This window comes from Rhodococcus sp. Eu-32 (assembly GCF_003336925.1).
Lineage (GTDB): Bacteria > Actinomycetota > Actinomycetes > Mycobacteriales > Mycobacteriaceae > Rhodococcoides > Rhodococcoides kyotonensis_B.
In genome coordinates, this window is sequence record NZ_QGNK01000016.1 from 62,746 (window position 1) to 82,241 (window position 19,496).

Below are 19,496 nucleotides of genomic sequence, written 5' to 3' on the forward strand. Positions count from 1 at the left end.
GCACATGGCCGATTTCGCGACAGCGGAAGATGTGCTGAACGGCTGGCGCCCACCCTCCGGCACTGATGAGGCGGATATCGTCGCGAAGATCGCCGCGGTCTCGCAGTGGATTCGAGACCGCAAGCCCGACCTTGCCGACGATCACCCGCAGGCGCAGTATGTCGTCGTCGACGTCGTCCGGAATGCTCTGACGAACGCGAAATACGCGGGCCACACCCAGTACTCGCGAACGGTCGGCGGCGTCACCCGGTCAGGGACGCTCGTCGACCCGGGCGGATCGCTGGTCATCACCGACTTTCATAAGCAACTCCTCGGCATCTCGCTCGCGACCATGCCGCAGTACCGCTTCGGTGATTGCTGATGGAGGAGCTCGGAAGTCAGACGGTCCGCGTGGTCGTGCGCCAGCTCGGTAAACGCGGCGTGCATACCGAGGTCACGGCCGCCGAGTACCCCGGATGTTCGGTTCAGCCCATCTCGTCGACCGAGGGTGTTCCGCTGGAACGCTCGGAGCAGTGGACGATCTTCGCCCCGGTCGGATTTCCTGAGTCCACCGAGAACGTCCTCGCCGTCGATGGAATCGGCGACCGACTTCATGTCGACGGTGATCTGCAGACGTGGTTCGACGAGGACGGCATTGCCGATCACGTCTGGGGCACGTTGACGAAATGGAATGGGGGAGTGGCCAATGGCTGATCCGAAACCCGGAACATTCAAGTTCACCGCCCGCGACAAGAAGGCGGTCGCGAACTCTCGGGCGGTACGCGCTGCCACGAGTCGTCGTGCGGACATCGGCATTGCTGCGTTCCATTCGGCGGCGCGAGTCCCCGGCGGTACGGGCAATCTCGCGGCCAAGGTCCGCAAGGAGCCGGCGGTCGACCGGCATGGAAATCCTGGTCATCGCATCGTCGCTTACTCCGAGGGCAACCTCTCGGCGCTGTTCGGCACCAGGCGCTCCAAGCGAGTCCGGGCCGTCGCCGCTGCGATGCGTGCCATGAACGGGAAAGGCAGGCGTCGCTGATGGTCGTCGAACTCGACGAGACGCTCTACCCGAACGTCGAGGACGTCCTCATGGCGTTCCTTGCCGACATCGAGGAGACCGACACCGAACCCCCGATCGAGGACGACGGTATCGGCATCCAGATCAACCGTGTCGGCGGCAGCGACGACGGCATCACCGACTATCCGCGGGTGAGTGTCACCTGCCACCATCCCGATCCGCGCGGCGCATCCAATCTGGCCCGCCGCGTGCAGCAGCGAATGCTGAACATCTCCGGGCGGGAGATCGTCGTCGACGGCGAGCCGAAGCCGGTGTGCGTGGACTTCTGCCGCACCGACACCCCGCCCGAAGCCGAGCCGTACGAGAATCCGGAAGCCCGCCGCGAGATCGCGTACTACCTGCTCGGCCTGCAGCGACCGCGTCGCTGATCTTCCCAGCTCGACCCCTTCACCCGTAGCGCCGACCGCTGCGGGCCTCACCCATGCCACAAGGAGGCATCATGCCCAGCAGAGTCGGCGAACTCGAAGTCGCCCGTCACCAGCGCGAACTGATTCTCAAGCCCAACGAAGCGCACGTCTTCGGCATGCCGATGACCGTCGCGCCGATCGAATTCCTGACGGCAGGTCCGCAGGCGGCGCTTGCCGAACTTCCCGACGGCGCATTCGATTTCGGACTCCTGAACAAGGAAGACGCCATCACGCTCTCGCGCGAGATGGAGAAGTCCGACATCAACGCGATCGGTTACTCGAACCCGGTCCGTTCCGACTTCACCTCGGACATCTCGGGGATGAACTTCACCGGCCTCGAAACGAACCGGCACAACATCGAGAACAACCTCGGTGTCGACCTGTCGGCGATGCAGGCTGACGCGGTCACCGGTGAGGTCGCGTTCGACGCGCCCGCGATCGCTGCCATCCGCCGCCTGCGGTACGTCCTGATCTCGAAGGCGAACACGGGCGTCGACACGATTTACGTCGGCCGCCAGTTCTACGCCGGCGAGGTCGTGGAGATGGGTGAGCAGACCATCACCGACGGCGAAGGTTCGCTCACCTGGCCGACGACCGTCAACGCGATGGTCGACACGGAGTTCGGCGTCTCAGTGCGGCACTTCTTCGGCGGCCCCGGCTGGCTCCGTGTTCTCGAGGACGCCGGATTCACGAAGGCAACCCCTTAGTGCCCCTGTTGCCGGGGAACGACCTGTTCCCCGGCAACGACGTGTTCCCCGGCTGAGCAGTGCCGGGAGACGCGGGGGCGATCCCGACTGCTATCTCATCCGATCGAGCACGACGCATCCTGAGGGGATTTCGCGATGCCATTCAATCCGAGGACGTGGTTCGGAAAGCCGAACACCACGACGCCCATCGACGCCACGAATCTCAACCGCATCGAGAAGGGCATCAAGGATGCGCACGACGGGCTCGGCAACAAGGCGAATGCGCAAGCTGTCGCCGACGCACTCGCCGACAAGCTCTCCGAAACGGAAGCTGACACACGTTATGCACCCTTGTGGCAGCCGTCGACTTCGTACTCGGCGGGCGCTCCGGTACTCCTGCCGAACGGCAAGACCGCAACCCGCACAGCGAACGGAACTTCGCGTGCGCAGTTCGACGCCACGGAGGAAGCGCTGTGGACGCCGACCGGTGGCGGCCTCGCCAAGACCGAAGCCGACGCGCTGTACGCGCCCGCATGGAAGGCGAACACCGCCGTCACTGCGGGCCAGGTCGTCATCGCGCCGTCCGGTGCCGCAATCTCCCGCATCGCCAACGGAACGACGCGGGCCAACTACGACGCGACCGAGGCGGCGCTGTGGACACTCGCGACAACCCCGTGGGTCACCGACCCGTCGAACATTCCGATCCTGCGCAGCCCCGGTGACGGCAGGGTCGCCCGGTGGGAGTACATCCACAACGGCGACAGCGGCGGGTACATCTGGCACCTGCTCGCGGGTGCGCAGTCCGCTGGCGGATGGTTCATCGGCGCAGGCCTGGACAACGGCAACACCGGCTTCGCGATCGTCCGCAACAAGGCCCAGGCTGTCGGTTTCAAGATCGAGCAGGCGGCGACGATCACGTCGGCCACCGCGTACGGCATGGCCGTCGAACAGAAGTCCGCTCTGGCTCCTGCGGTGTTCATGGAGCAGAAAGTCGTCACGGGGGGCGCGGCTCCGCTGTTGCAGCTCATCTCGTACGAGACTGACGCGACGAAGCATTTCTTTCAGTGGCAGGGCGCGAACGGCAAGGGCGGCTTGGTCCGGTCCGCGACCGGCGTACTCGAGATCGGCGCCGACATCGAGACGAACGCGGCGGCGTTCCGGGCCCGGTCCAACAACACCGTCGCCGCTGCGTCGCGCAGTCACGTCACCCTAGACGTCGTCGAAGGCACCGGTCCCGCGCTGACGTTCATGAACAACACGGGGTCAGCGGGGTCGTGGTGGCCCGCCCGTCTGCGCGGCAACGGATCGAACCTGCTGTTCGAAACAGCCGGTCAGTCGACGGCGCTGGGCACGTTCGGCACCGCCACCGAGATCATGCGTCTGCGAACCGGTGGGCAGCTCTCGTTCTTCGGGGCTACCGCCGTCGCGAAGCGCACCGGCTGGGCAGTGCCGACCGGCACGGCGAAGCGCACGACGTTCGACACCGGCACCGTCACGCTCGCGGATCTCGCGGGCGTCGTCATGGCCCTGATTCAGGACCTCAACGGAACGACAGGCTACGGCCTGTTGCAGGCATAGGAGACAACGTGACCGAGCAGAACCCCACCCGCCGACTCCGCGTCGCGCACGTCATCGTGCAGCCCGTCCTCGTGTGGGACGACGGCGAAGAGATGGAACCGGGACCGGCTGTGCAGCCGTCGACGTTGCCCGTGTCGAAGGTGGCCGAGGCCCTGGCATCACTGCCCGCCCAGCTCGCTCAGATGGAGCAGGCAGAGCTGGGCGAGACCGCCGCACCTACCGAGTAGCCGCCGCGCACAGCGTCATTCGACTGAATGACGCTGTGCAACATGAACCGCTTTCCGCCGATATGCTTCGCGCATCAATCAGGCAATTCGGAGGGCTTCATGAGCGGCGCACGTCGTAGGAATCGATCGTCACGAGAGACGCTGCTACCGCAGAACCGGGCGGTCATCGCAGTCATCGTTCTCGTTCTCTTCACGGTCGGCGTCTCCGCGTACGCTCTCACCCGCGACTACGGCCTGGACCCCGCCGAAGCCGCCGCGCAGGACAAGATTGCCGCCGAGAAATTCGTCCAGGCTGAAGCCGATCGTGTCGCCGAGTTGGACCGCAAGCTGAACGCCCAGGTTGTCCGTCCCGCCGACCGGCCGCTACGCGTCCTGTTCACCGGAGACTCGCTCACCTACGGCCTCTACGCCTCCACGCAGGACAAGGGATTCCGTGGGGTGATGGTCAACGAGCTGTCGAAGCAAGGCCCGGTCGAAGCCGCCGCGTCGGAGCGATCCGGTGCAGGCGCGGGCGTCGTGGCGAGCATCGTCGACGTCCCCGACAACCTCGATCTTGCGATCGTCGAACTCGGCACGAACGACGTCGGCGGCCAGACGCCGATTCCCGATTTCACCGCCACCTACGGTGCACTGCTCGACAAGATCCGCGCGAAGACACCGGGCGTTCCACTGATCTGCGTCGGAACCTGGGGAAGCGCTGGCGGCGGCTTTGGCTCCGACCCGTACAACAACGTGATCGAGGAGCAGTGCACCCAGCGTGACGGCAAGTTCGTCACGATGTACAAGCTGTACCCGCGCGAGGACTACCGTGGCCCCGCTGGGCTGGAGAAGTTCGGCGGCATCAGTGACGACTTTCACCCGAACGACGAAGGCTACCGGGCAATCGCGGACACGCTTTTGAAGCGGATCACCTTCGTCCAGCCCACCGGGGCGTAGGTCGGTCTAGCTCTGGTCGGCGGGGACGGACAGCTTGGAAACGCCAATGACGTCGTCGCGTTCAGCGACGACCTTCCCGGTGTCGTCCTTGATGTACAGGTGCCCGCTGTAGAGGTCCACCTCTGCGATGTTTCCTCGGAGCGATTCGGTTCGGCCGTCGGCGTAAGCGATTGTGATCCACATGCGCGGGAACGCTACAGATAGTCCGCGCCGCACGTGGTGCAAACGCGGTCGCCGGTTGCGGTTCCGAGGTAGTACTCGCGCTCGGTCTTGGGGTGATCGCAGTGCTTGTTGCCTTCGTCGATCCACTTCTTGTGCAGCTGTGCCGCTTTGTCTGATTGCATGCGCGAGAGGCTAACCGGCGGGGGGTGCAACGCGCATCTGAAAGCGGCGCATAACACGAGGAAAGCTGCGCAGTAGATAGGTCGCTGTCGGGCCTAATGATTACCCTGGCCGCATGACCGCAAATAGGACAGTTCGCCCGCGCCCTGGCAGTCACATCTGGCGACGCATCGACGGCCAGTTCACCGTCGTGGGGCACAAGGAATCTGGGCTGGGTTACGTCGACAAATTCCCCGGGGCGTCCGACGTGGACCGCCTCGCCGCTCAGATGCAACAGCCCGGCGGATACACCATCGGACAGGGTGTGGATCAGATCGAGGTCGAAGACATCCTCAATTGGGATGACCTCACTCACCCTGACAAAGATGTCGCCGCAGTGATTTTGGGACCGAACAAGCCCCCGTTCGGCGAATGGGAAGAACTTAGTGAATGGCCGGAAACGGTCTGATGCCTGATGAGCATGACTTCACGTTCCGTCCAGCGCCCGACGAAGGCCAGGCGGGCTGGGTCACCTTGCCCGATGGCCGTCGCGCTTACCGGTATCTCGGGTCCGACGATCTGATCATCGACGAGTCGGCTACAGCTCCGGGTCTGTCCGACCCCGAGTGATCGCGCGGCCGTCGAAGCTGCCGGACTGACAGCCCGGCCCGAGTGGCGGCGTGTAGACGACGTCGTCGCACGCGCGGCACCGGTGAGTCCGGTGATGATGGATGTCGCACGAGCAGACGTAGCTGCCGACGAGGACGCGACGCGGACCGAACTCGTGGCCGTTGTGGCAGTGTGTCGGCGGCGTCTCGGCCCAGCCTCCGGTGACTGCGTGCAGCGAGTTGTGATTCACCACGACCACCTCCCGAGAAAGCGATAGCGGGACCCGGCTTCCCTCCGAGTCCCGCTATCGACAACCTAACAGACTTCGAACGCCTGTGCGAAAGCATGGGCGTTTTTTCGTGCCCGAATCACGGGCCCTCAATCCACCGGGCAGGCGGAGATCGGCGGTCGACCGCCTGCCCGGTGTCTCCAGGCCGCAAAACCGATCGCCACACCGAAGGAGGGCTCCCAGATGGGAACCAAGATGCAGCAGTTCGACAAAAAGGCATTCCGGCCGACCAGGCTGACCGCGCCGGATGGCCGCGAGTTCACCGCGTCGACGCTCGCGGAATACAACGACCTCATCACCCGGGGGTACTCGGTGGAGGGCGCGGCCGAGCCCGACGCTGCGCAGGTCGACACCGACACCGTCGATCCCGCCTCGCTGACAGCGAACGACGCCGCGACCTCTGCGGATGCCCAGGCCCTCGCGGCTGACCCGGTGGCTCCTGCCGCCGACGAGTCTGCGCCCGCTCCCACCACCGGCAAGGCAGCCGGACGACGCAGCGGCGGTGCTCAGTGAGCGACTCGAACTATGACGCCCCGAGCGGCTCGGTGAACAAGAACGTCCGCACCTACGGAACCGACGCGCGAGCCGCGAAGGAACCGTTCGTGTTCACGCTCCCGGGGAGCCCTGAGTTCACCGTGACCGAACCGGACGCCGGAACGGTCATGGACATCGAAGAGGCGAAGACGTCTCGTCAGGTCCTCAAATTGTTCCTCGGTGAGGACTACGCGGATCTCGTCGAGTTCCTCGAGCCTCTGCACCCCGACGTCCTCGTCGATCTCGCCCAGGACATCTCGCGGCACTTCGGCCTGTTCGACACCGAGGCAGCCGGAAACCGCGCCGATCGTCGTCGGCGAGATCGCCGCCGCCGCTGACGATGGACGACGACGGGAGCGGGCCCTCCTTCTTTGTCACTCTGATGTCAGAGGCGGTCGGCCCGTTCTTCGTCGAGATCGACGATGCACCCGACATCGTGATCGACCCCCCGGCCGCCGAGAACATCGCCGAACTCGACCTCGTCACGTCGGTCACCGATCAGCTCGATCTCCTCGTCGGCGAGGAAACGGCCGACCTGATCATCGAGCACTTCGAGAAGCGCCCGGTCTCGGAACTCGCCGACCTTGTCGATGACATTCGCGAGCACTTCGGAATCCTGGTCGCGCCGCGCATCGGTTGGTCGGAGCTGATCGACGAGATCGACAAGTACGGCCCCGACATCGAGTGCGACCTGATGTACATCCCGAACGCGCCCAGCCTCTACGACTGGGTGCGCGATCACCGAAACACCCCATGGAATCAGCTGCTTCGGCTGCTCTCTCGCATGCCCGAGGGTGGCTGGTATCTCGCCGCTGTCGGCAGTGACGTCGGGCGTGCCGAGGCCATGCTGAAACTCGAATCCGAGGGTGAGATCAAACCGCCTTCCCGCCGACCCTCTCTCGTCGGCTGGACCTCGGAACGTGAGCGGCAGACCGAGATGGTGGAGACGCTCCGCCGCATCGAGCACGCGACATGGGGTGCGTCGCAGAAGTTCAAGGGCAAGGGCGGCCGACCGCCGAAGAACCTGCCTCGTCCGCTCACTGGCCGCGCTCAGGCCGAGGAGCTCCGGTCGTTCCGTGACCACGACGAAATCGGCGCGCAGGTGCTGGGGAGTCGATACAAGCCGATTCTGGCGTGACCTACAGGGGGTGAAGCGCTGTGCCCAACCTCCAGGGCGGCGAGACCTATATCAACGTCATGCCGTCGATGGATGCGTATTTCAAGCGCGTCCGTTCTGCAGTCAAGTCCAACAAGGTCACTCAGCACGTCGATGTAGAACTCGACCGCAAGTCGCTGAACAAGGCCAAGGCCGAGCTCGAGAAGTCGGGCCGCGAATCGGCCGCCGCGCGCAAGAAGCAGGCAGCGGCGGCCGGTTCGGTGCTCGCCGCCGAGAAGCAACTGTTCGCGCTGCGACAGAAGGGTGTCGCCGACGCGAACCGTCTCGCCGCAGCCGAGGACAAGGTCGCAAAGGCCAAGCGCGACAGCCACGCTGCCGCTGCTGCACTGAACGCTGCCGAGGCCAAGCGGGCCCGTGCGAGCAGTCGCGTCACACGAATCGAGACCAAGCTCGACACCCGTCGCGCCGAGTCGGACAGCGATTCGTTCCTGCAGCGTCTCGGTGCCAAGTTCGGCCGAGGCGGAGAAGCCGTGGGAGCGAAGTTCGTCGGCGGCATCAGCCGTGCGGTGAATGCGAACTCCGCTGGCGACAGGCAGGGCCGCGGCTTCATCGCGGGATTCGCCGCTGCCATCGGCTCCGGAATGCGCGCTTTGGTCGCCGGATTCGCGGTTGCCAGCGGCGCGGCCAGCTCGGTGATCCGGAATGTCGGCACTGTCGCGATGGTCATCAACCTCGCCGCACGCGCGGCGCGCTCGTTCGGCGTGGGAATGCTCGCCAGCTCGATGGCCGTGCGCGCGGTGTCGGGTGCTGGGATCGTGCGGCTCGCGGGAGCGCTCAAGCTGGCAGCTCGTGCGGCGGGCATTCTCGCGCGCGACATCGGACGGGTGACCGCTGCACTTCTCGTGTTGGCAACGGTCGCCAAGGTCGTCGGAACCCTGACGCGACTGGGCCGCGTTCTCGGCGTGGTCACAGTCGGCTCTGCTGTGGCGCTGGGCGCGATCGCTGCGCTCGGTTCGGTCGTCGGCAACTTCGTCGTCGGGCCGATGGTCCAGGGGCTCACCGCGCTTGCGGCCGCCATGGGAACTGTCGCGGCTGCTGCTGCTGGCATTCTCGGCCCCGCCATCGCTGTCGCGGGCATGGCCTTCTCCGGCCTGTCCGCGGGAGTCAAGGCGTGGACGGACTCGCAGAAGGCGATCGATACCGGCGCGTCGAAGACGGCGGCGGCGGTCAAGGCAGTCGAGCAGGCGAAGAAGTCGCAGGCTCGTACCGCCGAGCAGGGCGCACGTCAGATCGTCGACGCCGAGAAAGATGTCGTCGAGGCGCAGGAAGACGTCAAGGACGCCCAGGAGGACGTCAACAAGGCGCGCCAGGAAGCCACCCGCGACGCGCAGGGTTACGCCCGCAGTCTCAAGGGTCTCGCGCTCGACGAAGAGGGCGCATCGCTCTCGCTCGCCGAGGCGCAGAAGACTCTCCGCGAGACACTCGCGGACCCGGATGCCGACAATCTCGATCGCTGGCGCGCGAACCTCGGTGTCCGCGAAGCCGAGCAGGCATTCGAGGAGATCAAGGCATCGAGCGCACAGGAACGCGCGGAGATCGCCGACGCCCAGGCCCGCGGTATCGAGGGCTCGGACAAGGTCGTCGCCGCCAAGGAGCGCGAGGTCGACGCACAGGAACGACTGAGCGATGCTCAGGCGAACCTGGCGCAGACACAGAAGGACGTCGCGCAGGCCAACGTCGACGCGGCGGAAGCCGTTGCGGATGCCTACGCCAGCATGGCCGAGGCGCAGTCCGGCGGATCGTCGTCGATCGATCCGTTCGACGCCATGATCGGCGAGCGGTTGGCGCCGATGCTGCAGGCATTCAAGGACCTCCGCCAAAGCGTCACAGATCAGTTCAGTGGCGCGATGATCGGATCGTTCGGTCAGCTCGGTGGACTGCTCGGCACGCTGCAGCCACAACTCGGCGGGTTGGCAGCCACCCTCGGCGCCATCGGGTCACAGGTCGTGAACTCGATCGCCAGCCCAGAGGCGGTCGACGGCCTGAATCGCATGATCGCCGGCTCGAAGGCGTTCTTCGACAACTTCACGGGCGACAAGAACGGAATCGGCAACTTCTTCTCCGGACTGATTCAGGTACTCGGAACCGCTGCCGAGACGTTCTCGGGCGCCGGGGCGACGATCAACGACTTCCTGTTCGGTCTCGGTGAGCGACTGAAAAACATCACCGGCGATGACCTCAAGGGGACGTTCGACGGAATCCGTCAGACATTCGAGAACATTGGTGCCGTCGTCGGTCCACTGTTCGACCTGTTCAGCCAGTTCGGATCGGTAGCCGCAGCCGGGTTGGCACCCGGTTTCGCGTCGATGGGGCAGGCGATCACGGATTCGCTGCCCGGTCTGATGAGCATGGCCGAGACGCTCATGCCCGCGCTCGGGGAGGCGCTGACCAACCTCGCCCCGGTACTTCCGGGCTTGGTCGCGGCGTTCTCTCCATGGGCCGAGATCCTTGCGGTCCTGGCGCCGATTCTTGCGACGGTCATCGCGAGCCTCGCCCCGATGGCACCGCTGCTCCTGGCGGTCGTCACCGCGGTGAAGCTCGTCGGCGTCGCGATGACCATCTGGAATGCCGCGATGTTCGGCGCGTCAGTTGCGCAGGGCATCTTCGCTGCGGCGACCGGTAGGTCCACTGCAACGCTCGGCGCGAACACCATCGCGCTGACGGCACACCGGGTGGCACTGCTTGCGGGCACCGTCGCTCAGACGGCGTGGAACGCGGTGACCAACCTCGGCATCATCTCGGCGACGAGAGCTGCCGCGGCGTGGGTTGCGAGCAAGGTCGTCATGGTTGCCACCTCGGCGGCGACCGGTATCGCGACGGCAGCACAGTGGGCCCTGAACGCGGCGATGAGCGCCAACCCCATCGGTCTCATCATCGCGCTGCTGGCGGGACTCGTGGCCGCAGTCGTGGTGGCGTACAAGAATTCCGAGACGTTCCGGAACATCGTGCAGGCCGCATGGAAGGGCATCGAGGCGGTCATCACGTGGGTCTACAACAACGTGATCATGCCTGTCCTCGGCTACTTCATGGATCGCATCCGTGAGGTCGGCTCGGTCATCTCCTGGTGGTACGAGAACGTCGTCGAGCGCTACTTCAACCTCGTCGGAACCGTCGTGTCGACGGTCGTCGACGTCGCGGTGGGTGCCTTCGATAACTTCATGGGCGCGCTCCGCAAGGTGGGGGAGTTCGTCACGACCACCGCGCGAGGCATTGGGGAGCAGTGGGACAAGGTTCGCGGCTACCTGGCCAAGCCGGTCAATTACATGATCGGCACGGTATTCAACGGCGGAATCCTGAAGGCGTGGAACGCCATCGCCGGATTCCTGCCGGGTATCGATCCGATGGAGCCGCTGCCGACCATTCCTGAGTTCGCCCGGGGCGGATCGGTGTTCGGCCCTGGCACTGGAACGTCCGACGACATTCCGGCCATGCTCTCGAATGGCGAGCACGTCTGGACCGCGAAAGAGGTTCAGGCGGCGGGAGGTCACGAAGAAGTTCAGAAGATGCGGATGGCTGCGCTCCATGGCGGCCCGGCGCTCTATGCCGTTGGTGGACCAGTCGATCTGAATGCTGCACCGTGGCCAGGTGGCGGCGGCGAGGCAAACTTGAAGCCCGCTGCGATTCTGGCGCGACGCAACATCCATAAGTACTGGCCCACGATCGGAACAATCGGCGGCTATCGCGCCAGCGATCCATACCCCGACCACCCGTCGGGACTTGCCCTCGACGTCATGACCGGCGATCCGATCGGAACGCAGGTCAACGACTGGCTACACGCTCAGATGAATGCCCTTGGGCTGAACTACACAATCTGGAAGCAGTTCTACAAGCCGGCCGGCGGCGTGGGCAACTTGATGGAAGACCGAGGTTCCGTCACCCAGAACCACTGGGACCACATCCATGCCCTGTTCAACGCTAATGGCGTTCCGGGCATTCAGGATGGGGGCGTAGGCAGTAGCGCCATCATCAGTAGCGCGGCCCAGGAGTCGTTCCTGCAGTCGAAGATCGCCGAAGTGCTCGACAAGGCGCTCAATCCGATCAAAGAAACCATCGCGTCTGCTATCGGTTCACCGCCGCCGGAGTACCTCGGCATCCCGCCGAGGTACCTCGATGCGGGACGCGACAAGGTGTCAGGATTCCTCGCTGACAAGGCGTTAAATCTCGGCGAGATGCTGTCGGGGGCATGGAACAAGGCCAAGGACATCGGTGATGTCCTCACTGGAGGCCTGTTCCGTGACCGCGGTGGCTGGATCCCCAACGGCCGCTCCCTCGTCAACAACGAGACGGGCAAGCCCGAGGCGATCCTGAACTGGGAGCAGGTGTTCGCGCTTCGCGACCTGTTCATGAAGGGCGACTTCGCAGGAGCGCTCGGCATGAAGCCGCTCCCGCAGCAGGCCGACCCTGCCGCGGGCACCGAAGCCAGCAACCAGGCCGCAGCCACGGCGGCGACATACGGCAGCGATACGCAGACCAACGCGTTCGATGTCGACTGGCTCGGCGTCGGTGCGCAGATCGGCACCTCGCTGCTGGCCGAGTGGGGCAACGACCTGCTCGGCATGGCCGGATTCGGCGACCGCTTCGAAGGTCTGAAGTTGGTCGACGAGCGCGGCCACAGCACCAGGAACGAGGCCACCTTCGACAACACCACCTCGCCCACGGGCGCGGCCGACACGACCGGTGGATCGACGGCGCAACCTACTGCGTCGCCCGAAACGCCAGCCGTCCCGGCTGCACCTGTCGACGAAACACCGAGCCAGTCTGCGTCGGTGGTGGACAAGGTCAAGGCCGCGTTCAAGCCGTACGGCTGGGACTCCGGTGATCAGTGGGCTGCGGCCGAATGGATCATCGGAAAGGAATCGAGCTGGAATCCACTCGCGCGCAACCCATCCTCGGGTGCGTTCGGACTGTTCCAGTTCCTCGGGTCGACCAAGGATCAATACCTGCCGGACGAGAATCCGGACGGGTACATCCAAGGTCAGGCGGGCGCGAAGTACATCAAGGATCGCTACGGCGATCCTCTCGCCGCGAAGTCGTTCTGGGAGAAGAACAACTGGTACGACCGCGGCGGTCTCGCAGGCGGCAAGGGCTTCATGCTCAAGAACGTCATCCATCCCGAGCGGGTTCTCTCGCCTCGTCAGACGGAAGCGTTCGAGCAGCTCGTGCCGATGCTCGACCGGATGCACAACGCGACAAACGCACCGCCCGAGGCGTTCTCGTCGTCGGCTCGCGAATCGCTCGAGTACGCGCCGGTCAACAGCGGCGCTACGTACAACGTGACCGGAAGGGTGGATCGAGGAACGATGGACGAGCTCAGCCTTCACGAGCGTCAGGATTCGCGTAGGTACCTGTCGAGGCGCCGATGATGTCGATGCACGAGTCGATTGCGATTCGGGGCGTCGATGGGAGTTACTGGCCGCTGGGCGGGCCGAGGCACAACGATCGAGATGCGTGGATTCGCCACGGTCTTAACGGTGTGTTCAAGCGCGCCCCGCGGACTCCTACTCGCACGTCTCGCGCGTATCAGATCGGCTCGACTCCTCGAATGACGAAGACCGAGGAGCGTCTGGTCGACTTTCGGGTTCGTCTCGAAGGTCGCACCAGGCGCGATCTCGAAGAGCTGTTCGTGGCGTGGAACGAGGCGTGGGACTTCGACGCCGACCTCGAAATGCTCACCCGCTCCGAAGCGTACGGCGAGCGGACACTCCGGCTGCGTCTCGATCGTGAGATGCAGCCGGATGTCGGCACGTTCTCGATGCAATCCAATCGGATGGAAATCGAGATGGTCGCCGTCGCCTGCTGGCCGTTCCTGACCTCGGGCGTCGACACGATCACGAAGAACTTCGGCATCGGCACGACGAATCTCGAATTCGAGATCGACAACAAGACCGACGTGCCGCTGTGGATGGAATGGGGCGGCGACCCGATGACGTCCCTGCAACTTCCCGATGCGCTGTCGGGGCGCATGGTTCCCATTCCGGCGCAGACGAACGTGTGGAAGGTCCGCACCCGCAAGACGTTCGAGACGCTGTCGTCGGCGGATGGCACCAACCAGCTACCCGCTCTGCGTGGCCTGTCGTTCATGTACGAGATCCCGAAGCGGGTCATGAAGCCCGTCAAGCTGCCGGTCGTCGTCACTGCGTCGGCGCCGGGTCAGATTCGCGCGATCATGCGCCGTAATCACGAGATGCCGTGGGGGTGATCTGTGGTCTACAGCCTCGATGAGGGTCTACGGATCATCGATGAGCAGTTCGAGCAGGATCAGCGAGATGCCAACTCGCCGCCGCGGATTCACATCCGCGACAAGTCGCTGAGCTACGTCGGCGACGTCGAGGGCTTCAACAACTACTCGTGGGAAGACATCTGCAACGACGCCGGCGAGGCATGGTTCGAGCTGCCATCCGAGGACGACCTGTCCAAGTGGTTGCTCGAGCAGCCCGTCGACGCAGACATCTTCCTCGTCTTCGAGACGAAGTGGAAGCGGGAGACCTACAAGGTCTACGACATCGAGACCGACGTCGACGAGAACGGCATCGAGGTTGTGCGGCCCGTCGCGCTGCACATCTTCGACGAGACAAAGCATATCCGGTGCTGGCCGAACACCATGTCGACGATCCTGATCCAGGTACCCAAGGTGGACCTGCAGGCGGGCAACTCGATCGGCGTCGTCAAGGGTTACATGTTCCGGAACCTGTGGCGTGAGCAGGCGTCGTTCTGGATTCCCGGGTTCGACATCTGGTCACCGGCCAACTGGCGCGCGAACTTCCGCAACGCCGAGTGGCCGATGGTCATGCTGCCGCTGCTCGAATCGGAGAAGAAATCCGAGTGGTGCGTCCTGGGCGCGCGCATGGACAACTTCTACGACCTGGTCAAGCCGACGCTCGAAGATGCTGGCCTGCAACTGACCGCAAAACTGTGGCTGCCAGGCGATCCGCAGCCCGCGCCGAACCATATGACACTCGACCGGCCGACGATCGTGTTCGACGTCAAGCAGCGCAAACCGGTCTCGGGCATCACGGGAACGATCCTCGACGCGATCCGCGACCTGCTGCGCATCATCCTGCCCGACGGCACGACCGAGCAGGTCACGATCGCCGATCCGAACACCGACCCGTCGTCGATCACCGGCGACACCCCGTACGTGATCTGGCGCAAGGATCAGCACCTCGGACTGCGGTCGAAGATGACGATCCATAAGCCGCTCGAGCACACGATCACCACGGGCGGAAAGTCGCCCGACGCCATCAACCAGGGCGCCAAGCTCATCTCGAACATCCTGCTCGGCATGCTCGGCCAACTCATCGGCATGCCATGGCTGACTCTCGGCATATTCGACAAGGCCGTCGAGGACATCATTCTCGCCTGGGCGATCTTCACCGACTTCAACCGCAAGGCGGCCATGGGTCGGTACGCGCACAAGTCCGGGTTCGAATCCGGCGGGGGAGTGGCGGTCTCGCCATCCGGCCTGCAGACCGGCCGCGTCGGCCTGTTCAAGGCGCGCGGTTACGTCAGCTTCGCCGCTGCCGTCGACGACGCGTCGCCGTACATGCTCGGCAAGCACGTCGACGTCGGCCAGCACTGCGGATTCGAGATCGCAGACAAGGTGTGGCTGTCGAACATCGCCAGCGCCAAGCAGACCGGCTCCCGCGAGGACCCGCCCATGTGGACGATCTCGGTCGGCGACTACCGCCAGCAGGAACCGCCCGGAACCACCGCACTCCGACATCTCGAAACCTTCGCTGGCGCACTACAACAGCACGCCAGCTCCATCTAGGAGGATCTGTGGCCGACATCGAAGCCGTGATGCGCGACGAGGGCATGCACCCGCTCGCGTACCTGTTCATGCATCCGCCGTCGAACGGCGAGGATTCGCCGCCGATGAAGTTCGAACCGGACGCGATGAACTCGCTCGGACGTCATCTCGAGCGCCAGGGATTCGAGCAGGTGCGCGAATCCCTCGATCGCTACGACCCGCCTCAGGTCGGCGCGATTCATCCACACAACCCCGGCAAGTGGACGGCCAAGACTCGGCCCGAGCCGACCGTCGCCGCTGATCCCCTCGCGCAGGTGAAGGCGAAGCTGGAAGAGCTACCTCCCACCGAGCGTGGCGCATTCGTCCAAGACCTGCTGACAGCGTACGCGGGCCCGACCGAGGAATACGAGGAGGGCCAGTGACCGCACCGCGGTTCTACCCGCTCGAACGGGGCGTGAGCTACGAGTCGCCGTTCGGCGCACGCGTCAACCCGGTCACCGGGCGTCGCGAAGGCCACATGGGTCAAGACTTCGGCTACCCCGGCGGCAGCGAGGGCCGAAAGATCTACGCCTGCCAAGGCGGCATCATCCAGTACATCGGTGCTGCAACGGGCTTTGGTCAGTGGATCGTGATCGATCACCCGACCGAAGCCGGTAGCGGCACAACGGTGTATGGCCACATGTGGGATGCGTTCGCGACCGGGTTGAAGCGCGGCCAGTGGGTCGACGCCGGACAGCACATCGGCTATGTCGGTGCGAACGGTCAGGCCACGGGGCCGCATCTGCATCTGGAAGTGCACCCGTCGATCTGGCTGCCAGGATCGCAGATCGACCCGCTGCCCTGGCTGGCAGGCGCGCTGTGGCCCGGTGACTCAGTCCCGGCCGCAGCACAGCCCGACGAGTCCGCGCTGTGGGACGACGTGCTCGAGCAGTTCCTGGGGCCGCGCTGATGGACGCCCAGACGCTCGCGAAAGCGATGGACAACCGTGTTCCGATGGCACGGTACGAGGAACTGGCACCGCACTTCAACCGCGCACTGATTCAGGCCGGATGCACGACGATCTTGCGAGTGACGATGTGGTGCAGCCAGATCGGTCACGAGTCCGGCGGTCTGAAGTGGATGGAAGAGATCGCGGACGGCTCGGCGTACGAGTGGCGGAAGGATCTCGGGAACACGCAGCAGGGTGACGGGCGGCGGTTCAAGGGCCGCGGTCCGATCCAGGTGACCGGCCGCAACCACTACGCCAACCTCTCGCGATGGGCGCACCAGAAGGGCTACGTTGACAGCCCAACGAAATTCCTCGACGAGCCGACACTCTTGTCGCTGCCGGAGTACGGATTCCTCGGCGCGGTCTGGTACTGGACCACCGAGCGACCGCAGATGAATGCACTCGCCGACGCCGAAAACCTGATCGGTGCAACGCAAGCCGTCAACGGCGGCCAGCACGGTATCGACGACCGACGCAAGTTCTACTACCGCGCGCTCGCACTCGGCGACGCGCTCCTACCCATTGAGGAGTTCGACATGGCAGCAGCAGACGAAATTCAGAACCAGCTACTCGGACCGGACAGCAAGGACGAAGGCCGCGGCTGGCCGCAGCTCGGCGACTTCCTACGCAAGCGCCGCAGCCTCGTCGACGCCGTCGGGCGGTTGCTTCAGATCGGCAACTTCCAGGTCGGACAGCTCGACCGCGTCGAGAAGAAGCTCGACGCATTGTTCGAGGCGAACAAGACCCCCAACCCGGCACCGCGCCCCACGACGGAAGGCAAGTGACATGACCACTCTCAACGCAGGACTCGAAGCACTCCGCGATCTCGTCGCCGAGCAGCCCCTCGTCAAGCGGTACAGCAACACGATCACTTCACTGGTCGGCCTCGCGATTAACGTCATCTGGGTGCTCGTCAGCCTCGGCGTCGACGTCCCCGAGCAGACGACAGTCGGTGTCGCTGTCGCCATTCAGGTGCTCGCCACCATCGGCGTGCGACTCACTCCGAATGGCGTGACCGAGAAGCAGGTAGCTGAGATCGAGGAGTACGTCGGACGCCACCGCGCGGAGGACTGATGGCAGAACTGCTGGCCAGTGTCCCCATCGGGGACGTAGGAGCAGGCGCTTTGCTTGTCCTCGTCGTACTGCTACTGCTATCCGGCCGACTGATCACCAAGGCGCAGCACGACCGCGAGATGGCAGCCAAGGATAAGCAGATCGACAAGCTCTACGAGTTGCTGGATACCGAGCAAGGCATCTCTTCGGAAGTGTCAAAACAGAACACGGCGCTACTGCCTGGCGCGAACCTCGCCACCCACATCGCCGAAGCGCTCCACGAGATCGCCGACAAGCAGGTGACGTGATGTGGCCGTTCAGCAGAAAAAAGGCGGGGAACGAAAGCGCCATTCGCAGCCTGGATGAGCAGCTGTCGGAACGCCGCGAGCATCTCGCCGAGGTCAAGAAGAAAACACCGGAAGCTCAGCGCGCGGGAGCACGAGCGCAAGAGCTGGTGTCCGCAAACGGATTCACAACCGCGATCGCGGTCTCGATGGAAAGAAGGTAGCTGGTGTACCGAGCTATTGCAGCATCGGCTACGACGCTTGCGGTTGGCGCTGCGCTGGCGGCGGCATTCGAGGCGAAACAGGCTGGCGATATTTTGCTGCTCGTTGCGGCAACAGCGTCGTGGGTGTTCACCATTCTGTATGCGACGCGGTCGCGGTGGCGGCTGCTGAACGCGGGCCGCTCGCTGCTGTACGTGATGCTGTCGCTGTCGATTGTGTTGACGCAGAACGCCGCGTCGATCTACCTCGGCTCGAACTACCTGGGCCGCGGCGTGATCCGCGTCGAGATGTACTGGTGCCTCGTTGTTGCAGTCACCGCAATGACGTTCGTCTTGGTCCGGATACAGCGTTCCGAGAAGCGCACCGACTGCCCAAAGGGCAGCAAGGGTCGCGATGGGAGGTGACAGATGACCTCTCCCGACCACTCAACCGGCACGCAGCCGAACACGGGCTGGTCCGACGTCTCTGAGATGGCGACGGACTTCACGAAGAATGGATTGATCGGAATCCTCTTTGGAGGATTCGCGAATGGACTGGCAGGCTTCATATCCTCGCTCGTTGGCGGCATCTTCGGAGGCACAGGCGGCGGCGGACTCGGAGACCTGATCGGCGGACTTCTCGGCGTCAAGAACAAAGTGAACCACGTCGCCGACGTCGAGATCCCACGCGTGGACAACCGCATCGACGAGCTCGCCGGCGGCGTCACCCAGTTCACGTTCGCGCAGTCGGGGACGTTCACGAAACCAACAGGCGCAACACGCATTCAAGTCACACTGATCGGCGGCGGGGCTGGGGGTGCTCGCTATCAGCGCACAGTCAACCCAGGCGGTGGTTCTGGTGGGTGGACAAAATGGTACGAGTTTCTGGCGGCCGAGGTTCCCTCATCGGTCGCAGTCACCGTCGGTCCAGGCGGAGGCGGTGGCATCAGCGACGGCAGCCTCGGCGCTTCGGGCGGGGCCAGCGCCTTCGGGTCACTCCTCAACGTCGGCGGAGGTCGGTGTCAGCCGAGCGGCGCAATTCCAGGATTTGGAACTGAGCTGTACTACAACGGCTCTGGCGGCAAGGGGTATTCGGAATCGGGCGACGGTGCGCGCCCTGGCGGAAACGGCCCATTTTCCCCAGGCGGTGCCGCTGGCACTACGTCGAGCAAGAATGGCGAGAACGGCGTACCAGCGCCGGAAGGGCTTATCGGACCGGGGTCTGGCGGTGGCGGCGGCGAGAGCGTGTCGGGTGCGTCGGGCAACGGCGGGCATGGCGGCTACCCAGGCGGTGGCGGTGGCGGTGGCGCCAACTACAACTTTGCCGGAACCATCGGCAATGGCGGCAATGGCGCAGCAGGCCTTGTCGTCGTGCGCGTCTACTTCAACTAGGAGACCTC

27 protein-coding genes are annotated in these 19,496 nt (G+C 64.6%); 24 read left to right on the forward strand and 3 right to left on the reverse strand.

All coding sequences use genetic code 11. The features are described from left to right. Positions 1–4 precede the first annotated feature (4 nt). The 8 genes from DK926_RS18955 to DK926_RS18990 all read left to right on the forward strand — a co-directional run bounded on the left by DK926_RS18955 (position 5) and on the right by DK926_RS18990 (position 4,891). The gene (locus tag DK926_RS18955) at positions 5–361 is read left to right on the forward strand and encodes a Gp19/Gp15/Gp42 family protein (RefSeq protein ID WP_114331694.1); all 357 of its coding nucleotides are present in this window, start codon (positions 5–7) and stop codon (positions 359–361) included. Continuing rightward, positions 361–693, forward strand: a complete 333-nt coding sequence (locus DK926_RS18960; protein ID WP_114331695.1) for a hypothetical protein — start codon at positions 361–363, stop codon at positions 691–693. The genes DK926_RS18955 and DK926_RS18960 overlap by 1 nt, the downstream gene beginning before the upstream one ends. Then, entirely contained in the window at positions 686–1,018 is a 333-nt protein-coding gene (locus DK926_RS18965) for a hypothetical protein (protein ID WP_114331696.1), read from the forward strand. Before DK926_RS18960 ends, DK926_RS18965 begins: the two co-directional genes overlap by 8 nt. Further along, positions 1,018–1,425, forward strand: coding sequence for a hypothetical protein (locus DK926_RS18970; RefSeq protein WP_114331697.1), 408 nt, complete (start codon positions 1,018–1,020; stop codon positions 1,423–1,425). The genes DK926_RS18965 and DK926_RS18970 overlap by 1 nt, the downstream gene beginning before the upstream one ends. 71 nt (positions 1,426–1,496) lie before the next feature. Beyond that, complete coding sequence (locus tag DK926_RS18975; protein ID WP_114331755.1) at positions 1,497–2,171, forward strand: hypothetical protein; 675 nt, start codon at positions 1,497–1,499, stop codon at positions 2,169–2,171. Positions 2,172–2,306: 135 nt separating this feature from the next. Next, positions 2,307–3,728 carry a hypothetical protein gene (locus DK926_RS18980; protein ID WP_114331698.1) on the forward strand — a complete coding sequence of 474 codons (1,422 nt, stop codon included), beginning with the start codon at positions 2,307–2,309 and terminating at the stop codon, positions 3,726–3,728. Between the two features lie 8 nt (positions 3,729–3,736). Continuing rightward, positions 3,737–3,955 carry a hypothetical protein gene (locus DK926_RS18985; protein ID WP_114331699.1) on the forward strand — a complete coding sequence of 73 codons (219 nt, stop codon included), beginning with the start codon at positions 3,737–3,739 and terminating at the stop codon, positions 3,953–3,955. Between the two features lie 99 nt (positions 3,956–4,054). Further along, entirely contained in the window at positions 4,055–4,891 is an 837-nt protein-coding gene (locus DK926_RS18990; protein ID WP_165839611.1) for an SGNH/GDSL hydrolase family protein, read from the forward strand. A gap of 6 nt (positions 4,892–4,897) precedes the next feature. Here the strand turns inward: DK926_RS18990 and DK926_RS26710 are convergent, their stop codons facing one another. Both DK926_RS26710 and DK926_RS26715 read right to left on the reverse strand, forming a co-directional pair. Then, entirely contained in the window at positions 4,898–5,074 is a 177-nt protein-coding gene (locus tag DK926_RS26710) for a hypothetical protein (RefSeq protein ID WP_165839612.1), read from the reverse strand. A gap of 11 nt (positions 5,075–5,085) precedes the next feature. Further along, positions 5,086–5,235 carry a hypothetical protein gene (locus DK926_RS26715; protein ID WP_165839613.1) on the reverse strand — a complete coding sequence of 50 codons (150 nt, stop codon included), beginning with the start codon at positions 5,233–5,235 and terminating at the stop codon, positions 5,086–5,088. 113 nt (positions 5,236–5,348) lie between these two features. Between DK926_RS26715 and DK926_RS18995 the strand changes: the two genes are divergently transcribed. Together DK926_RS18995 and DK926_RS26720 are read left to right on the forward strand one after the other, a co-directional pair. Further along, positions 5,349–5,681 carry a hypothetical protein gene (locus DK926_RS18995; protein WP_125833420.1) on the forward strand — a complete coding sequence of 111 codons (333 nt, stop codon included), beginning with the start codon at positions 5,349–5,351 and terminating at the stop codon, positions 5,679–5,681. Then, positions 5,681–5,842: a hypothetical protein gene (locus DK926_RS26720; RefSeq protein ID WP_165839614.1), complete on the forward strand. Its 162-nt coding sequence runs from the start codon at positions 5,681–5,683 to the stop codon at positions 5,840–5,842. Before DK926_RS18995 ends, DK926_RS26720 begins: the two co-directional genes overlap by 1 nt. Here the strand turns inward: DK926_RS26720 and DK926_RS19005 are convergent. Continuing rightward, complete coding sequence (locus DK926_RS19005) at positions 5,811–6,074, reverse strand: hypothetical protein (RefSeq protein WP_125833421.1); 264 nt, start codon at positions 6,072–6,074, stop codon at positions 5,811–5,813. The genes DK926_RS26720 and DK926_RS19005 overlap by 32 nt on opposite strands. Positions 6,075–6,293: 219 nt before the next feature. Between DK926_RS19005 and DK926_RS19010 the strand changes: the two genes are divergently transcribed. The 14 genes from DK926_RS19010 to DK926_RS26725 all read left to right on the forward strand — a co-directional run bounded on the left by DK926_RS19010 (position 6,294) and on the right by DK926_RS26725 (position 19,488). Continuing rightward, a complete protein-coding gene (locus tag DK926_RS19010) occupies positions 6,294–6,623 on the forward strand; it encodes a hypothetical protein (RefSeq protein ID WP_114331704.1) in 330 nt (109 codons plus the stop codon). Beyond that, the gene (locus DK926_RS19015) at positions 6,620–6,982 is read left to right on the forward strand and encodes a hypothetical protein (RefSeq protein WP_243636898.1); all 363 of its coding nucleotides are present in this window, start codon (positions 6,620–6,622) and stop codon (positions 6,980–6,982) included. Before DK926_RS19010 ends, DK926_RS19015 begins: the two co-directional genes overlap by 4 nt. A 44-nt stretch (positions 6,983–7,026) precedes the next feature. After that, positions 7,027–7,782 carry a hypothetical protein gene (locus DK926_RS19020; protein WP_243636899.1) on the forward strand — a complete coding sequence of 252 codons (756 nt, stop codon included), beginning with the start codon at positions 7,027–7,029 and terminating at the stop codon, positions 7,780–7,782. A gap of 20 nt (positions 7,783–7,802) precedes the next feature. After that, positions 7,803–13,184, forward strand: coding sequence for a hypothetical protein (locus tag DK926_RS19025; protein ID WP_114331706.1), 5,382 nt, complete (start codon positions 7,803–7,805; stop codon positions 13,182–13,184). Between the two features lie 179 nt (positions 13,185–13,363). Then, entirely contained in the window at positions 13,364–14,020 is a 657-nt protein-coding gene (locus DK926_RS19030) for a hypothetical protein (RefSeq protein ID WP_243636900.1), read from the forward strand. Positions 14,021–14,023: 3 nt separating this feature from the next. Then, complete coding sequence (locus DK926_RS19035) at positions 14,024–15,592, forward strand: hypothetical protein (RefSeq protein ID WP_114331708.1); 1,569 nt, start codon at positions 14,024–14,026, stop codon at positions 15,590–15,592. An 8-nt stretch (positions 15,593–15,600) separates the two neighbouring features. Next, on the forward strand, positions 15,601–15,993 hold the full coding sequence (locus tag DK926_RS19040; RefSeq protein ID WP_125833422.1) for a hypothetical protein: 393 nt from the start codon (positions 15,601–15,603) through the stop codon (positions 15,991–15,993). Next, entirely contained in the window at positions 15,990–16,520 is a 531-nt protein-coding gene (locus tag DK926_RS19045) for a M23 family metallopeptidase (protein ID WP_243636901.1), read from the forward strand. Before DK926_RS19040 ends, DK926_RS19045 begins: the two co-directional genes overlap by 4 nt. Continuing rightward, entirely contained in the window at positions 16,520–17,344 is an 825-nt protein-coding gene (locus DK926_RS19050) for a hypothetical protein (protein ID WP_114331710.1), read from the forward strand. The genes DK926_RS19045 and DK926_RS19050 overlap by 1 nt, the downstream gene beginning before the upstream one ends. A 1-nt stretch (position 17,345) precedes the next feature. Then, complete coding sequence (locus DK926_RS19055) at positions 17,346–17,633, forward strand: hypothetical protein (RefSeq protein WP_114331711.1); 288 nt, start codon at positions 17,346–17,348, stop codon at positions 17,631–17,633. Continuing rightward, the gene (locus DK926_RS19060; protein ID WP_114331712.1) at positions 17,633–17,920 is read left to right on the forward strand and encodes a hypothetical protein; all 288 of its coding nucleotides are present in this window, start codon (positions 17,633–17,635) and stop codon (positions 17,918–17,920) included. Before DK926_RS19055 ends, DK926_RS19060 begins: the two co-directional genes overlap by 1 nt. Beyond that, positions 17,920–18,120 carry a hypothetical protein gene (locus tag DK926_RS19065; protein WP_165839615.1) on the forward strand — a complete coding sequence of 67 codons (201 nt, stop codon included), beginning with the start codon at positions 17,920–17,922 and terminating at the stop codon, positions 18,118–18,120. Before DK926_RS19060 ends, DK926_RS19065 begins: the two co-directional genes overlap by 1 nt. A gap of 3 nt (positions 18,121–18,123) precedes the next feature. Then, on the forward strand, positions 18,124–18,522 hold the full coding sequence (locus tag DK926_RS19070; RefSeq protein WP_125833423.1) for a hypothetical protein: 399 nt from the start codon (positions 18,124–18,126) through the stop codon (positions 18,520–18,522). Between the two features lie 3 nt (positions 18,523–18,525). Then, on the forward strand, positions 18,526–19,488 hold the full coding sequence (locus DK926_RS26725) for a hypothetical protein (RefSeq protein WP_165839616.1): 963 nt from the start codon (positions 18,526–18,528) through the stop codon (positions 19,486–19,488). Positions 19,489–19,496: the final 8 nt, after the last annotated feature.

What these genes read in the sequence shown, in the direction of transcription:
- DK926_RS18955 (WP_114331694.1), top strand. Translation starts at nt 5, where the DNA reads ATGGCCGATTTCGCGACAGCGGAAGATGTGCTGAACGGCTGGCGCCCA.
- DK926_RS18960 (WP_114331695.1), top strand. Translation starts at nt 361, where the DNA reads ATGGAGGAGCTCGGAAGTCAGACGGTCCGCGTGGTCGTGCGCCAGCTC.
- DK926_RS18965 (WP_114331696.1), top strand. Translation starts at nt 686, where the DNA reads ATGGCTGATCCGAAACCCGGAACATTCAAGTTCACCGCCCGCGACAAG.
- DK926_RS18970 (WP_114331697.1), top strand. Translation starts at nt 1,018, where the DNA reads ATGGTCGTCGAACTCGACGAGACGCTCTACCCGAACGTCGAGGACGTC.
- DK926_RS18975 (WP_114331755.1), top strand. Translation starts at nt 1,497, where the DNA reads ATGCCCAGCAGAGTCGGCGAACTCGAAGTCGCCCGTCACCAGCGCGAA.
- DK926_RS18980 (WP_114331698.1), top strand. Translation starts at nt 2,307, where the DNA reads ATGCCATTCAATCCGAGGACGTGGTTCGGAAAGCCGAACACCACGACG.
- DK926_RS18990 (WP_165839611.1), top strand. Translation starts at nt 4,055, where the DNA reads ATGAGCGGCGCACGTCGTAGGAATCGATCGTCACGAGAGACGCTGCTA.
- DK926_RS26710 (WP_165839612.1), bottom strand. Translation starts at nt 5,074, where the DNA reads ATGTGGATCACAATCGCTTACGCCGACGGCCGAACCGAATCGCTCCGA.
- DK926_RS26715 (WP_165839613.1), bottom strand. Translation starts at nt 5,235, where the DNA reads ATGCAATCAGACAAAGCGGCACAGCTGCACAAGAAGTGGATCGACGAA.
- DK926_RS18995 (WP_125833420.1), top strand. Translation starts at nt 5,349, where the DNA reads ATGACCGCAAATAGGACAGTTCGCCCGCGCCCTGGCAGTCACATCTGG.
- DK926_RS26720 (WP_165839614.1), top strand. Translation starts at nt 5,681, where the DNA reads ATGCCTGATGAGCATGACTTCACGTTCCGTCCAGCGCCCGACGAAGGC.
- DK926_RS19010 (WP_114331704.1), top strand. Translation starts at nt 6,294, where the DNA reads ATGGGAACCAAGATGCAGCAGTTCGACAAAAAGGCATTCCGGCCGACC.
- DK926_RS19020 (WP_243636899.1), top strand. Translation starts at nt 7,027, where the DNA reads ATGTCAGAGGCGGTCGGCCCGTTCTTCGTCGAGATCGACGATGCACCC.
- DK926_RS19030 (WP_243636900.1), top strand. Translation starts at nt 13,364, where the DNA reads ATGACGAAGACCGAGGAGCGTCTGGTCGACTTTCGGGTTCGTCTCGAA.
- DK926_RS19050 (WP_114331710.1), top strand. Translation starts at nt 16,520, where the DNA reads ATGGACGCCCAGACGCTCGCGAAAGCGATGGACAACCGTGTTCCGATG.
- DK926_RS19055 (WP_114331711.1), top strand. Translation starts at nt 17,346, where the DNA reads ATGACCACTCTCAACGCAGGACTCGAAGCACTCCGCGATCTCGTCGCC.
- DK926_RS19060 (WP_114331712.1), top strand. Translation starts at nt 17,633, where the DNA reads ATGGCAGAACTGCTGGCCAGTGTCCCCATCGGGGACGTAGGAGCAGGC.
- DK926_RS19065 (WP_165839615.1), top strand. Translation starts at nt 17,920, where the DNA reads ATGTGGCCGTTCAGCAGAAAAAAGGCGGGGAACGAAAGCGCCATTCGC.
- DK926_RS26725 (WP_165839616.1), top strand. Translation starts at nt 18,526, where the DNA reads ATGACCTCTCCCGACCACTCAACCGGCACGCAGCCGAACACGGGCTGG.